The following is a 14,681-nucleotide window of genomic DNA, read 5'->3' as shown; positions in this document are numbered from 1 at the left end:
ATGACAACCTTTCGCCAGCTACATAAATTTGGTGGCAGCAGCTTAGCGAACCCTGAATGTTACCAACGAGTGGTCAACATTCTTAGAGAATACTCATCAGCAACTGATTTAGTGGTTGTTTCGGCTGCGGGTAAAACAACTAACCGCTTGATTGAGTTTGTTGAAGCGCTCGACAAAGATGGCCGTATTGCTCACGAATGTCTACAAACCCTTCGTCAGTTCCAACTTGAGCTGATTGAAGCGCTGCTTGAAGGTGAGTCTGCGGCTCAGCTAACGGCCACTATTCAACAAGAATTTACTGCTTTGGGTGAGCTAACTGCTCCTCTAAGCGAATCGCAAAAAGCACAGGTGTTAGGACACGGTGAGGTTTGGTCTTCACGTTTGTTAGCCGCTCTGTTGTGCCAACATGACTTACAAGCAGTTGCTCAAGATGCGCGTGCCTTTTTACGTGCAGAAGCGGGTGCTCAACCCGAAGTGGATCGCGCGCGTGCTTATCCTCTGATTAAAGAAGTTTTGGCTCAGCATACGCATTGCCGAGTGGTGATTACGGGCTTTATGGCTCAGAACTGCGAAGGCGAAACGGTACTGCTAGGTCGTAACGGCTCGGATTACTCAGCAACTGTGATTGGCGCCTTGGCTGAAGTTGAACGTGTGACGATTTGGAGTGACGTGGCGGGCGTATACAGCGCTGACCCTCGTTTGGTTTCGGATGCGTGTTTACTGCCTCTGCTTCGCCTTGATGAAGCGAGTGAACTCGCTCGTCTGGCGGCTCCAGTGCTCCATAGCCGAACGCTACAGCCTGTGGCTCAAAGTGCTATGGATCTCAGCTTGCGCTGCAGCTACCAGCCGGAGGCGGGCTCTACACAGATAGAGCGTGTACTGGCATCGGGTCGTGGCGCAAAAATCATTACCTCTCTGGATGAAGTTCTGATCGTTCAGCTGACCTTTGGTCATGGCCATGATTTTGACCGCTTAGAAAGTGAAGTTCTTGAAGGTCTTAAGCGAGCTCAACTTGAGCCGCTTGCTTATGAGCTTGAACCCGATCAGCACTGTTTGCGCCTTGCTTATACAGAAGAGATCGCTGGTGGCGCTTTAGAATATCTACAAGATCACGCGATTGAAGCGGAAATTAAGCTTAAAGAAGGCTTCTCTCTGATTGCGGCGGTGGGTGCTGGTGTGACTAAGAACCCGAACCATTGTTATGGATTCTACCAACAACTCAAGAGCTCACCGGTTGAGTTTATCTCAGAAGCAAACTCTGGCTTGAGCTTAGTGGCTGTGATTCGTAAGAGTGAAACATCAAGCCTAGTGAAAGGCATTCACTCTCAACTGTTCCAAGCGCAGAAGCGTGTTGCGATTGCTTTATGTGGCAAGGGCAATATTGGTTCAAGTTGGTTAAGCCTGTTTGCTGAGCAAAAAGCGGAACTTGAAAAGCGTCGTGGAATGAACTTTGAATTGGTTGCGGTGGTTGATAGCCAAACTTATTGGTTCGATGATCAAGGCATTGATGCGACTTCTGTGAGCAAGCGTTTTGATGATGAAGCGATTGCCAATAACGGCAACGACTGGCTAGAGCGTTTGGGTTCTATTCAGGGCTACGATGAAGCGGTTGTGTTAGATGTTACGGCAAGCCCGGTGCTTGCTGCAAAATACCTGCAAGTCGCACAACAAGGTATTCACCTGATCTCGGCTAACAAGGTGGCAGGTTCTGCATCAAGCGAGTATTACCATCAGGTACAAGATGCTTTCGCTAAGATCAGCCGTCATTGGCTGTACAATGCGACAGTGGGTGCTGGCTTACCGATTAACCACACGGTACGTGACCTGCGCGAAAGCGGTGACGATATTATTGCTCTGTCAGGTATCTTCTCGGGCACTCTATCTTGGTTATTCCAACAGTTTGATGGCACTGTGCCGTTCAGCGAGTTGGTTGATTTAGCGTGGCAACAAGGCCTGACGGAACCGGATCCTCGTGCTGACCTCGATGGCTCTGACGTGATGCGTAAGCTAGTGATTCTGGCGCGTGAATCGGGTTTAGATATTGAGCCTGAAAACGTCAAAGTAGAATCATTGGTACCTGAAGAATTACAAGATCTGTCAGTGGATGACTTCTTTGATAAAGCTTCTGTACTGAGTGAAGAGTTGGCCGAGCGTTTAGAGAAAGCGCAGTCTCAACAGAAGGTCCTTCGTTACGTAGCGCGTTTAGAGAAGAATGGTAAGGCAACGGTAGGCGTTGAAGCGTTATCTAAAGAACACGCTCTGGCGAACTTACTGCCTTGCGACAACATCTTTGCGATTGAGAGCAAATGGTACAAAGATAATCCATTGGTTATTCGTGGTCCAGGTGCTGGTCGTGAAGTGACAGCTGGTGCAATTCAGTCTGATTTAAACAGAATGTCTAGCCTGTTTTAATATTTAGAGCGGTTGGCTTAATAGTCAGATCAATTGCTTTAATACTCAGATTAATTGTTTAAATGCGTAAATAGCATACTATCCACTAAGATAAATAAGGCTGAAAGCACGATGTGTTTTCAGTCTTTTTTCTACATTATTTCTTCTTTGCGACCCACCTATCGGCTTGAGCTTTTCTCACTATCTACTTGAAAAAAATTCATAATGGATCTGTTGACATTAAATCGTATTCAATTCATTCTGGAGACATATAGACGTCTAAACGTCGCTAGGGATTTGAGATTATTTAGTGGTTGCTTTTGCCACAGGGAGAGTAAGATGGGATACACACACGCAAGTCATATCGACGCTTTAAATCAGAATATTGCAGAGCTTTCTGACAACATCAATGTGTCATTTGAATTTTTCCCACCAAGCAGTGAGAAGATGGAAGAGACCCTGTGGAATTCTGTTCACCGTCTTAAAACACTTCAACCTAAATTTGTATCAGTAACCTATGGTGCAAACTCGGGTGAGCGTGATCGTACCCACTCAATCATTAAAGAAATTAAGAACCAAACAGGCTTAGTTGCTGCACCACACTTAACTTGTATTGATGCTAGCCGCGAAGAGCTGATTCAAATTGCCGACGATTACTGGGCAAATGGTATTGAAAGTATTGTTGCGTTGCGCGGTGATATTCCAGCAGGCGGTGGTGCGCCAGATATGTATGCGTCTGATTTAGTCGAGCTGCTTAAATCTCGTCACGACTTTGATATATCAGTAGCGGCATTCCCTGAGGTTCACCCTGAAGCAAAAAGCGCTCAATCTGATCTTATTAACCTAAAGCGTAAAGTGGATGCGGGTGCAAACCGTGCAATCACTCAGTTCTTCTTCGATGTCGAAAGCTACTTACGTTTTCGTGACCGTTGTGTGGCGGCTGGCGTTGACGTAGAGATTGTACCGGGTATCTTGCCGGTTTCTAACTTCAAGCAAGCGTCTCGTTTTGCTGCGATGAATAACGTAAAAGTACCAGGTTGGATGGCGAAGCAGTTCGAAGGCTTGGATGATGATCCAACAACTCGTCAGTTAGTCGGTGCTAGCCAAGCGATCGATATGGTTCGAACGCTAAGCCGTGAAGGTGTGAAAGATTTCCACTTTTACACGCTAAACCGTGCAGAAATGACTTATGCACTTTGCCATACGCTAGGTGTTCGCCCACAGGTTGCTGCGCTTTAAGTAAAGTCTAGGAAGTAAAGCCCAAGCGCTTGTAAAAGCTTCTGGTAGTAGCATTTCAAATCCTATAGATACAAAAAAGGCTTGGACTCTAAGAGTTCAAGCCTTTTGCTTTTCTAGCTTAAATTAAGCAAGAGCGCCAAGTTCAAGCAGTACTTCGTCAGCCCATACAATCCATGCTTCACGGATCAGTAGGTTACGACGAAGCGTTAGACGCTCTAGGCGTGCTTGCTTGTCTAGTGTAGATGGCGTTGCGTAGTAAGCCGCTTCGATTTCTTTGTAGTGAGAAACCAGTTTGCGAGACTCTTCTACTAGTTCAGCAAGTTGTACACGGTACGCATCAGAAGGTTGTACAGCACAAGCGATTAACTTAGCTGAGAACTCGTCACGAACTGTTGGGTGTGCAGTTGGTTGTTCAAACCATTCACCTAGCGCGCCACGGCCAGCATCGGTGATAGAGTAAACTTTACGATCAGGTTTGCCTTCTTGAGGCTCAAGTACGCAAGTTACCTGGTCGTTCTGAGCCATTTTATTTAGCTCGCGGTAAACTTGTTGGTGGCTCGCTTTCCAGAAGTAACCAATGCTTGCGGAGAATTCTTTTGTGATATCGTAACCAGTAGCATCGCGTGTACTTAAAACGGTTAAAATTACGTGTGGTAATGACATGTCTGAAATCCAAATGGTAAACAGTAAACAAATACTTGAACAACAAGTGTGCTTCTATGGCACGTTATATTGGTTATGTTCAAGTAGCACCAACTCAATCGTTGGTTATGTCACCTTACAAAGCCGTTTATCACCTAGGTTGACCAGTTTATTGGTCGAGTGCCGCAGATTATTATTTTGGAGTGTTTCTGCAGCGGAGCAGTAGTATATCTAAATAATAAGCATAAAGTAGAATACATGGACAAAATAACCCAAAAAACTGACAAAATACTCACTAGTGGTCATTTGGTAAAATAAAAAGGCCGCCAATGGCGACCTTTTGTTTCTTTTGTAGATGAAATCACTAATTAACCAGTGTTTCGCATACCTGCTGCAATACCTGCAATCGTCACCATTAGCGCTTCTTCTAGCTCTGCTGGTGGTGTTTCACACTTACGAGTACGGTAAAGCAGTTCCGCTTGAAGCATGTTTAGTGGCTCAACATAGATGTTACGTAGACGAATTGACTCAAGTCCCCAAGGGTCGCTTTGCATCAAGTTCTCGTTATTTTCTACATTCAGCACCGCTTTGATGTCTTTTTGCAGCTGTTCACGCAGTAACTCACCCAGAGGTAATAGCTCTTCGTCAACAAGTCGCTGGTCGTAGTACTTAGCGATTTCCATGTTGCACTTCGAGTACACCATTTCCAACATACCTAGACGAGTCGAGAAGAATGGCCATTCACGACACATCTCTTCAAGTAGCGCTTGATGGCCTTGATCGACAGAGTATTGAATCGCTTCACCAGCGCCTAACCATGCAGGAAGTACCAAACGGTTTTGGCTCCATGAGAAGATCCATGGGATCGCACGTAGGCTTTCTACGCCGCCGTTCGGGTTACGTTTCGCAGGACGAGAACCTAGAGGTAACTTGCCTAACTCTAGCTCTGGCGTCGCTTGGCGGAAGTAAGGAACAAACTTCTCTTCACCACGAACGACGTTGCGGTAAGCTTCGCAAGATACTTCAGACAGCACTTCCATTAGGTCGCGCCATTCTTGTTTTGGCTCTGGTGGTGGCAGAAGGTTCGCTTCTAGAATCGCACTTGCGTATAGGTTGAAGCTATTAACTGCAACATCTGGCAAGCCAAGTTTAAAGCGGATCATTTCGCCTTGTTCAGTTACACGTAAGCCGCCTTTCAAGCTTTTAGGTGGCTGAGAAAGAAGAGCTGCGTGCGCTGGCGCACCACCACGACCAACCGTACCACCACGACCGTGGAATAGAGTTAATTCAATGCCTTCTTCTTCACAAGCCTTAACTAGCTTGTCCATTGCATCGTATTGCGCCCAGCCTGCAGACATTACACCGGCATCTTTAGCTGAGTCAGAATATCCGATCATCACCATTTGGTGGTTCTGGATAAAGCCACGGTATAAATCGATGCTCATTAGCTGTTTCATTACGGCTTCTGAGTTGTTCAAGTCGTCTAGCGTTTCGAACAATGGACATACGTCCATGCGGTACGGGCAACCACATTCTTGTAGAAGCAAATGTACAGCCAATACATCCGACGCAGTACGAGCCATAGAGATCACGTAAGCACCAAAGGCTTCTCGAGGTTGAGCAGCAACGACCTTACAGGTGTCTAAAACCTCTTTGACCTGCTCAGATGGTTCCCAGTCGCGTGGTAACAGTGGGCGCTTTGAGCTTAATTCATTGGTTAAGAAAGCAACCTTATCTTGCTCGCTCCATTGGTCGTAATCACCAATGCCTAGGTAGCGAGTCAATTCAGATAGCACATCTGAGTGACGAGTACTTTCTTGACGAACATCGAGACGAACCAAATGCACGCCGAATGCTTTTAGGCGGCGCAGGGTATCAAGTAGAGAACCGTCCGCGATGACGCCCATGCCACATTCGTGCAGTGATTGGTAACATGCGTAAAGTGGTGTCCAAAGTTGGTCTATGTTCTGTAGAGTTTCTTTCTTCGGCACTTCTGCGTCGTGCAGTTTTGCATCAAGCACTTCTAGCGTGTTGTTGAGCAGAGTACGTAGGCTCTTCAGGATTGCACGGTAAGCTTCGTGCTCATCGCCAGCCAATTCACGAACGGCATCATTACACTTGGTCATCGACAGTTCGGTAATCAACTCGTTCACGTCACCTAGGTATAGATCTGCGGCTTTCCAGCGAGACAGACGCAGTACTTCTTTGGTGATGGTGTGCGTTACGAATGGGTTACCATCGCGGTCACCACCCATCCAAGATGAGAAATGAACAGGGCGCGCATCAATTGGCAGGCCTTCACCAAGGTAACCTTTTAATCGACCATCCATTTCACGTAGGAAATCAGGCACAGCTTCCCAAAGTGAGTTTTCGACAACTGCAAAGCCCCACTTAGCTTCATCAAGTGGAGTCGGACGTTGCTGACGAATCACATCAGAGTGCCAACCTTGAGCAATAAGTTGCTCTAGGCGGCGTTCGGTTTTCACACGCTCTTTGTGTGATAGGTCGCTTAATTCTAATTTAGACAGACACTCGTTGATCTTTACCAGCTTGTTGATCATGGTGCGACGAGTGATTTCTGTTGGGTGTGCAGTCAGAACGAGTTCAATGTTCAGGTCGCGAACGGCTTGAGCTGCGTCTAGCTTGCTGATGTCATTCTGATTTAATTTGGAAAATAGAGATTGCAGCACATCTGGTTCACAAACATGCTCCTCACAGTGGCGAGAGATCGTATGGTATTGCTCTGCCATGTTGGTGAGGTTGAGAAATTGGTTAAATGCACGAGCAACAGGAGTGAGTTGTTCGTTCGGCAGGTTTTTGATTTCTTCAACTAGGCTGTCACGGTCAGCTTTGTTGCCTGCGCGGGCGGATTTGGAAAGTTTACGGATAGTCTCCACTTTCTCTAAGATAACGTCACCATGTGCATCTTGGATTGTGTTACCTAGCAAGCGTCCCAGCATGCTTACGTTACTCTTGAGAGCGGCGTATTTCTCGTTCATTGTCATCCTGCCTCGTAAAAAAATTACATCCATTGTTCCTTGTTAAGTACACAATCTAGCGAAAAGTGCTGTATCTAGTCAAATAAAGCATTCTAAGTTTGCAATTATTAGGTTTAAAAATGCGGGAGAAGTAAATTTTTCAAAACTTAGGGAAAAAGTGAAATTTAATTACAAGATCGGGCTGTGTCAGGGATAACAGAATAAAAGCCACCTTTTCGGGTGGCTTTTATACGAAAATATCGGAAGGAAAGTAATAACTAGAAACAATATTTACGGATCGATTTACTCAGAACATCAATTGTAGGGTCAATAAAATCGAAGCTTAAGAACTCATCCGGTTGGTGAGCTTGGTCGATTGAGCCTGGGCCTAACACTAAGGTTGGACATAACTCCTGAAGGAAAGGTGCTTCAGTACAATAGTTCACAGTTTGAGATTCGGTTTCACACACTGATTCCATGCCACCGATAAATGGATGATCGTGCTGACATTCGTAACCCGGAATCGGCTCATGCAGGGGAGTAATCTCAATCCTGCCCGGCCATTTTGCTTCTACTTCCTTGAGCGCGCTGCGTAGCATGTTATCCAAACCATCTAAGCTGATGCCCGGTAAAGGACGAACGTCGTAGTGTAATTCACAACAACCACAGATTCGGTTAGCGCTATCTCCTCCGTGAATATGCCCAAGATTTAGAGTAGGGCTTGGAATCGCGAAACCCGGGTGATGGTACTCTTTGACTAACTTGTCACGCAGCTGCATTAAAGCAAACAGCACTTCATGCATGATCTCGATGGCGTTAACGCCTAATGCAGGATCAGAAGAGTGACCTGATTTACCCGTTACTCGCACAGCATTAGCGACGTGACCTTTATGACCGCGAATAGGCACTAGGCTGGTCGGCTCACCAATAATGCAGTAGTCCGGTTTAAACGGCGCATTTTCAGTGAAATGACGTGCACCTAGCATAGTGGTTTCTTCGTCACACGTAGCTAAAACATAAAGCGGCTTGGTTTGCTTGCTCCAATCCATTTTCTTAGCAGCTTCATAAACGAAGGCAAAAAAGCCTTTCATATCGGCGGTGCCTAATCCGTAGAAGCGGTTGTTGTGTTCTGTCAATGCGTGAGGGTCGAAGTTCCAACGTCCTTCATCGAATGGCACGGTGTCGCTGTGTCCTGCAAGCAATAAGCCCCCTTCGCCAGAACCCATCTTTGCGACCATATTATGCTTGCCGGGTTCGACTTCCACGACCTCAACGCTAAAGCCTACGTCTTTAAACCATTGAGCCATTTTTTCGATCACTTTCTCGTTGCCATGATCCCAGCTTGGATCTGTTGAGCTAATGGAGTCGGTGGAAATTAGGCCTTTATAGACCTCAAGGAAACTCGGTAATTGCATAATATCTTCACTTCTACTATTGACAGGAAAACCATAAGTCGGTAAAACACATATTAAATCATATTTAATGCATAAGAAATCAAATATAGCTAAAAATTAAGTATGAATAGTCAAATTTGAAATGTAACTTACCTCAAGAATGGATGTGTTGAGATGTTGAAAACCACGATCATTGGTGCAAGCGGCTATACAGGAGCAGAACTGGCTCTAATGATAAACAGACACCCTGAGCTCACGCTATCAGGTTTATATGTCTCAGCCAATAGTGTAGATGCGGGCAAACCTATCGCTGCACTGCACGGTAAGTTAGCTGGCCTGATTGATATGCCAGTACAACCTTTAACAAATCCGGAAGAAGTGGCTAAACAGTCTGATGTGATTTTTCTAGCAACGGCACACGAAGTCAGTCACGACCTAGCGCCCATTTTTCTAGAGAACGATTGCCAAGTTTTCGACCTATCGGGTGCATTCAGAGTTAAAGGTGAAAACTTCTATCAAGAGTTTTACGGTTTTGAACATCAACACGAACAATGGCTAGACAAAGCGGCTTACGGTTTAGCGGAATGGAACGAACAAGAAATCAAAGAAGCTCAGCTTGTTGCGGTAGCGGGTTGTTACCCAACGGCATCACAACTGGCGATTAAGCCTTTGGTTGAAGCCAAGTTACTTGATGAGAACCAATGGCCAGTGATTAATGCAACTAGCGGTGTGACTGGTGCAGGCCGCAAGGCGACCATGGTTAACAGCTTCTGCGAAGTAAGCCTGCAAGCTTATGGCGTCTTCAATCACCGTCATCAACCTGAAATGGCCGCACATTTAGGATGTGATGTGATTTTCACCCCGCACCTCGGCAACTTTAAGCGTGGCATTTTAGCGACCATTACCATGAAACTGGCTGACGGTGTGACAGAACAACAGATACAAGATGCCTTCGAGCAAGCTTATCAAGGTAAGCCAGCTGTGAGATTGCTCGAAGAGACATTGCCAAGAATTCAAGATGTAGAACAGACACCTTTCTGCGATTTAGGCTGGAAGGTACAAGGTCAGCACATCATCGTTGTTTCGGCGATTGATAACTTATTAAAGGGTGCATCTAGCCAAGCGATGCAGTGTTTAAATTTACGTTATGGTTTTGCGCCATTAACTGCGTTAGTGTAAGGAAATCTAGATATGAGCCTTAATAATCAACCATTAATCATAAAGTTAGGTGGCGCTGCGCTATCTTGTGGTGAAACACTTAGCAAGTTATTTGGTGCGATTTCAGCTTACCAACAACAGGCACAGCGACCAATCGTGATTGTTCACGGCGGCGGTTACCTTGTTGATGATTTGATGAATAAGTTGAACCTCGAAACCGTTAAGAAAGAGGGGCTACGTCTTACTCCTTATGATCAGATCCCTGTTATCGCTGGCGCGCTAGCGGGCACGGCCAACAAACTACTTCAAGGTCAGGCAATTAAAGACGGTATCAATGCCGTTGGTTTGAGCCTTGCAGATGGTGGTTTATGCAAAGTGAGCGAACTGAACCCTGAACTGGGCGCGGTAGGAAAAGCGGAGCCGGGCGACTCAACCGTTCTGCAAGCGATTCTTAATGCGGGCGCACTGCCAATTATTAGCTCAATTGGTCTGACTGAGCAAGGCCAACTGATGAATGTGAATGCCGACCAAGCTGCGGTTGCCGTTGCAGGCGCGCTTGATGCTGAACTGGTACTGCTTTCTGATGTAAGTGGTGTGTTGGATGGCAAAGGTCACCTGATTCCAAGCCTTAATCAACAACAAGCTGATGACCTTATTACAGGCAAAGTGATTACCGATGGCATGATCGTTAAGGTTCAAGCCGCACTAGAAGCCGCTAACGACCTTGGACGACCAATCGAAGTTGCCACTTGGCGATACCCAGAAAAGCTAACACAACTGTTTTCAGGTAAAAGCATAGGAACGCAGTTTTTACCTCAGTAGACCTCACCACGAGTCACTACTTAAAGAATTTAGACAAATAAATTTAACACATAATAATGAAGTCATTTCCAACGCTGACCGCCATGTGCAGTATGGAAACTAGGAGAAAGAAAATGAGCAAAGTTAACGTAAAGAAAGTTGTAGTAGCCTACTCTGGCGGTCTAGACACATCAGTAATTATTCCATGGTTGAAAGAGAACTATGATTGCGAAGTTATCGCATTTGTTGCAGATGTAGGCCAAGGCGATGAAGAGCTGATTGGTATCGAAGAGAAAGCAAAAGCTTCTGGTGCATCTGAGTGTTACATCGCTGACCTTAAAGAAGAGATGGTGGCAGATTACATCTACCCAACGCTAAAAACGGGCGCTTACTACGAAGGTAAATACCTACTAGGTACTTCAATGGCTCGTCCAATTATCGCGAAAGCTCAGGTTGAGGTTGCACGTAAAGTCGGTGCAGACGCACTGTGTCACGGCTGTACAGGTAAGGGTAACGACCAAGTTCGTTTTGAAGGCGCATTTGCTGCCCTCGCACCAGACTTACACGTAATTGCACCATGGCGTGAATGGGATCTAGTGAGCCGTGAAGAGTGTCTAGATTACTTAGCTGAACGTAACATCCCTTGTACGGCTTCTCTTACTAAGATCTACTCGCGTGATGCAAACGCATGGCATATATCTACAGAGGGCGGCGTGCTAGAAAATACATGGAACGCACCGGATGAAGATTGCTGGGCTTGGACTGTAGACCCAGAGCAAGCGCCAAATGAATCTGAAACTGTGACGCTTAAAGTTGAAAAAGGTGAAGTGGTAGCGGTTGATGGCGAAACAATGACGCCATACAACGCACTGGTTTACCTAAATGAGAAGGGGGCGAAGCACGGTGTTGGTCGTATCGATATCGTAGAAAACCGTCTTGTTGGCATGAAGTCTCGTGGTTGTTACGAAACTCCAGGTGGCACAATCATGATGGAAGCACTACGTGCAGTAGAGCAGCTGGTTCTTGATAAAGCGGCATTCGAATTCCGTGAAGAGCTAGGTGTTAAAGCTTCTCACCTTGTATACGATGGCCGTTGGTTCACTCCGCTATGTAAGTCAATTCTTGCAGCAACAGATGAACTAGCACAAGACGTAAATGGTGAAGTGGTTATCAAGCTTTACAAAGGCCATGCAACGGTGACTCAGAAGCGTTCTGACAACAGCCTGTACTCAGAAGAATTTGCAACCTTTGGTGAAGATGAAGTTTACGACCAAAGCCACGCTGAAGGCTTTATCCGTCTTTACTCGCTATCAAGCCGTATCCGTGCTCTGAATAGCCAAAAGTAATCCGAACAATGAGTTAGTGAGCTAGCCTTTTACGAATAACGGAAGGCTAGCAAATAGACATTATTATGCAAAGCCCATCCACTATTGATTAGTGAATGGGCTTTTTTCTATCTATTAGTCTAATAAATCAGCTTCGGTTTTTATCATTGAATGGCATATAATTCGCGAATCACGCTGAAAATAAATAGTGGATTAAATTACTGGTGAATAAATATGTTAAAATAATGAATCAATACTTTATTTTCATTTTGAATTGCCGTAAGTTTAAACCATCAGAAAAATACTGAATTTTAATCAGAATTATCATTTGCAAAAACAGTGAGCACTGTGCAATTAGGAGATACACAATGGCATTATGGGGCGGTAGATTTACCCAAGCAGCAGACACCCGGTTTAAAGATTTTAACGATTCTCTTCGTTTTGATTACCGATTGGCTGAGCAAGACATTGTGGGCTCAATTGCCTGGTCTAAAGCTCTACTGTCGGTCAACGTATTAACCGAAGAAGAGCAACAGAAGCTTGAGTTAGCGTTGAATGAGCTAAAACTTGAGGTGATGGAAGACCCTGAACAGATTCTACGTTCTGATGCAGAAGATATTCACAGCTGGGTCGAGCAACAACTTATCGGCAAAGTCGGTGACTTGGGCAAAAAACTTCACACTGGCCGTTCTCGTAATGACCAAGTGGCGACAGACCTTAAACTATGGTGTCGTCAGCAAGGTAATCAACTGCTGCTAGCGCTTGATCGCCTGCAAAGCCAAATGGTGAACGTTGCTTCTCAGCATCAAGAAACCGTGCTTCCTGGTTATACTCACCTTCAACGTGCTCAGCCGGTAACTTTTGCTCACTGGTGCTTGGCTTACGTTGAAATGCTTGAGCGTGATTATTCTCGTTTGAATGATGCGATTAAGCGTCTAGATACATGTCCGCTGGGTTCTGGTGCCCTTGCAGGAACCGCTTACCCGATGGACCGTGAAGAGTTAGCTCACAACTTAGGTTTCCATCGTGCAACGCGTAACTCTCTAGATTCAGTTTCTGACCGTGACCATGTGATGGAGCTGATGTCGATTGCATCTATCTCAATGCTTCACCTTTCACGTCTTGCAGAAGATATGATTTTCTACAACTCGGGTGAATCAAACTTCATCGAGTTAGCCGATACAGTGACGTCAGGTTCATCTCTGATGCCACAAAAGAAAAATCCAGATGCGCTAGAGCTTATACGTGGCAAAACTGGCCGTGTATACGGTTCATTAGCCGCAATGATGATGACAGTGAAAGCTCTGCCTTTGGCGTACAACAAAGACATGCAAGAAGATAAAGAAGGTCTGTTCGACGCTTTAGATACTTGGAATGATTGTATGGAAATGGCAGCACTCTGTTTTGACGGTATTAAAGTGAACGGCGAACGTACGCTTGAAGCAGCAAAACAAGGCTACGCGAACTCAACAGAATTGGCTGATTACTTAGTAGCGAAAGGCATTCCTTTCCGTGAAGCTCACCATATTGTTGGTGTAACAGTCGTCGCGGCGATTGCTAAAGGCTGTGCATTAGAAGAGTTAACCATCGCAGAGATGAAAGAGTTCTCTGAGGTGATTGAAGAGGATGTGTATGACATCCTGACTATTGAATCGTGTCTTGAAAAACGTAGTGCGCTAGGTGGTGTATCACCACAACAAGTGGCTTACGCGGTTGACCAAGCAGAGAAGCGTTTATCACAGCGTGATACTTCTATCGTTAAGGTTCGTTCTGCTCGTCTGACCGATATTGAAGCGTTGGAAGGCATGGTGGCCTACTGGGCGAATATGGGTGAAAACCTGCCTCGTTCTCGTAATGAACTGGTGCGTGATATTGGTTCGTTTGCCGTCGCAGAGCATCATGGTGAGGTGACAGGTTGTGCATCACTCTATGTGTATGATTCTGGTTTAGCGGAAATTCGTTCGTTAGGTGTTGAAGCTGGTTGGCAAGGCCAAGGGCAGGGCACCGCGATTGTGCAGCACTTGGTTGATAAAGCGCGACAAATGGCGATCAAGAAGGTGTTTGTGCTGACTCGTACCCCAGAGTTCTTTATGAAGCATGACTTTTTACCGACATCAAAATCTCTGTTGCCTGAGAAGGTACTGAAAGATTGTGATCAGTGTCCTCGCCAACATGCATGTGATGAAGTGGCGTTGGAAGTGAACTTGGTTGAACAGATCATCGCAAAGGTAAATGTTGCATAAGGCATTGATTTTATGGCGCCTAAAAAAAAGATCAAAAATCTGATCTTTTTTGGGAACAAACTAAGAAAAGTCCGGTCTATTAAAGTACCACTGCTTTTTCTTAGAATTTTCTAAGAAAGCCCTAGAACCGATTGGTTCTGGGGCTTTTTTCTATCTGCTGTTTGGGAAATGATGATGGCTCGATAATTATGACGAATTATCGGATTATTTAGCTCTGTATCTAATCACTACTCTTTATCCAGTAAAGATTTCCAGCTAACGCTTTTTGTTCCTTAAAGGCAGCACGAAAAATTTCATTATCCAATGCAACCACAACAACCCACTGAACGCGAAAGCGGCCATCATCAAGGCGATGGCATTGATGGTTTTTGGGTCTTCTTTGAAAAAGAACCACCACGCTCCCCAACTTAAAATCGACAACACCATCAGTTGGTTCATACAACGTTGGCAGCGGCCGAGTTTGTTACGGATTTTTTCACTTTTATTGCAATGAATGCATGTCATCTTAGG

At 45.4% G+C, this 14,681-nt stretch carries 10 protein-coding genes; 6 read left to right on the top strand and 4 right to left on the bottom strand.

Going from position 1 to position 14,681, the window contains the following annotated elements; all coding sequences use genetic code 11:
- Both OCV30_RS14285 and metF read left to right on the top strand, forming a co-directional pair.
- Entirely contained in the window at positions 1-2,412 is a 2,412-nt protein-coding gene (locus OCV30_RS14285) for a bifunctional aspartate kinase/homoserine dehydrogenase II (RefSeq protein WP_065679734.1), read from the top strand.
- A 318-nt stretch (positions 2,413-2,730) separates the two neighbouring features.
- A complete protein-coding gene (metF, locus tag OCV30_RS14280; protein WP_009848888.1) occupies positions 2,731-3,630 on the top strand; it encodes a methylenetetrahydrofolate reductase in 900 nt (299 codons plus the stop codon).
- Between the two features lie 123 nt (positions 3,631-3,753).
- Here the strand turns inward: metF and OCV30_RS14275 are convergent, their stop codons facing one another.
- The 3 genes from OCV30_RS14275 to argE form a co-directional block, all read right to left on the bottom strand.
- Entirely contained in the window at positions 3,754-4,293 is a 540-nt protein-coding gene (locus OCV30_RS14275) for a PadR family transcriptional regulator (protein WP_009848889.1), read from the bottom strand.
- 347 nt (positions 4,294-4,640) lie between these two features.
- Complete coding sequence (gene ppc, locus OCV30_RS14270; RefSeq protein WP_170962733.1) at positions 4,641-7,277, bottom strand: phosphoenolpyruvate carboxylase; 2,637 nt, start codon at positions 7,275-7,277, stop codon at positions 4,641-4,643.
- A gap of 251 nt (positions 7,278-7,528) precedes the next feature.
- Entirely contained in the window at positions 7,529-8,665 is a 1,137-nt protein-coding gene (gene argE / locus OCV30_RS14265) for an acetylornithine deacetylase (protein WP_009848891.1), read from the bottom strand.
- A 153-nt stretch (positions 8,666-8,818) separates the two neighbouring features.
- Here argE and argC point away from each other — a divergent pair, with 153 nt between their 5' ends.
- The 4 genes from argC to argH all read left to right on the top strand — a co-directional run bounded on the left by argC (position 8,819) and on the right by argH (position 14,171).
- Entirely contained in the window at positions 8,819-9,823 is a 1,005-nt protein-coding gene (argC, locus tag OCV30_RS14260; RefSeq protein WP_017099991.1) for an N-acetyl-gamma-glutamyl-phosphate reductase, read from the top strand.
- 12 nt (positions 9,824-9,835) lie between these two features.
- Complete coding sequence (argB, locus tag OCV30_RS14255; protein WP_065679733.1) at positions 9,836-10,624, top strand: acetylglutamate kinase; 789 nt, start codon at positions 9,836-9,838, stop codon at positions 10,622-10,624.
- Between the two features lie 113 nt (positions 10,625-10,737).
- A complete protein-coding gene (locus tag OCV30_RS14250; RefSeq protein ID WP_009848894.1) occupies positions 10,738-11,949 on the top strand; it encodes an argininosuccinate synthase in 1,212 nt (403 codons plus the stop codon).
- A 347-nt stretch (positions 11,950-12,296) separates the two neighbouring features.
- Positions 12,297-14,171, top strand: a complete 1,875-nt coding sequence (argH, locus tag OCV30_RS14245) for an argininosuccinate lyase (protein WP_009848895.1) — start codon at positions 12,297-12,299, stop codon at positions 14,169-14,171.
- A gap of 255 nt (positions 14,172-14,426) precedes the next feature.
- Here argH and OCV30_RS14240 read toward each other — a convergent pair whose 3' ends face one another.
- Complete coding sequence (locus OCV30_RS14240; protein WP_065679732.1) at positions 14,427-14,675, bottom strand: DUF3624 domain-containing protein; 249 nt, start codon at positions 14,673-14,675, stop codon at positions 14,427-14,429.
- Positions 14,676-14,681 lie beyond the last annotated feature (6 nt).

This window comes from Vibrio atlanticus, assembly GCF_024347315.1.
In the GTDB taxonomy this organism is placed as follows: Bacteria; Pseudomonadota; Gammaproteobacteria; order Enterobacterales; family Vibrionaceae; genus Vibrio; species Vibrio atlanticus.
This window is presented reverse-complemented; position numbering and strand designations above follow the sequence as displayed.

Coding starts and splice junctions, on each gene's coding strand:
- metF (WP_009848888.1), top strand. CDS start 2,731: ATGGGATACACACACGCAAGTCATATCGACGCTTTAAATCAGAATATT.
- argC (WP_017099991.1), top strand. CDS start 8,819: ATGTTGAAAACCACGATCATTGGTGCAAGCGGCTATACAGGAGCAGAA.
- OCV30_RS14275 (WP_009848889.1), bottom strand. CDS start 4,293: ATGTCATTACCACACGTAATTTTAACCGTTTTAAGTACACGCGATGCT.
- argE (WP_009848891.1), bottom strand. CDS start 8,665: ATGCAATTACCGAGTTTCCTTGAGGTCTATAAAGGCCTAATTTCCACC.
- argH (WP_009848895.1), top strand. CDS start 12,297: ATGGCATTATGGGGCGGTAGATTTACCCAAGCAGCAGACACCCGGTTT.
- OCV30_RS14240 (WP_065679732.1), bottom strand. CDS start 14,675: ATGACATGCATTCATTGCAATAAAAGTGAAAAAATCCGTAACAAACTC.
- OCV30_RS14285 (WP_065679734.1), top strand. CDS start 1: ATGACAACCTTTCGCCAGCTACATAAATTTGGTGGCAGCAGCTTAGCG.
- OCV30_RS14250 (WP_009848894.1), top strand. CDS start 10,738: ATGAGCAAAGTTAACGTAAAGAAAGTTGTAGTAGCCTACTCTGGCGGT.
- ppc (WP_170962733.1), bottom strand. CDS start 7,277: ATGACAATGAACGAGAAATACGCCGCTCTCAAGAGTAACGTAAGCATG.
- argB (WP_065679733.1), top strand. CDS start 9,836: ATGAGCCTTAATAATCAACCATTAATCATAAAGTTAGGTGGCGCTGCG.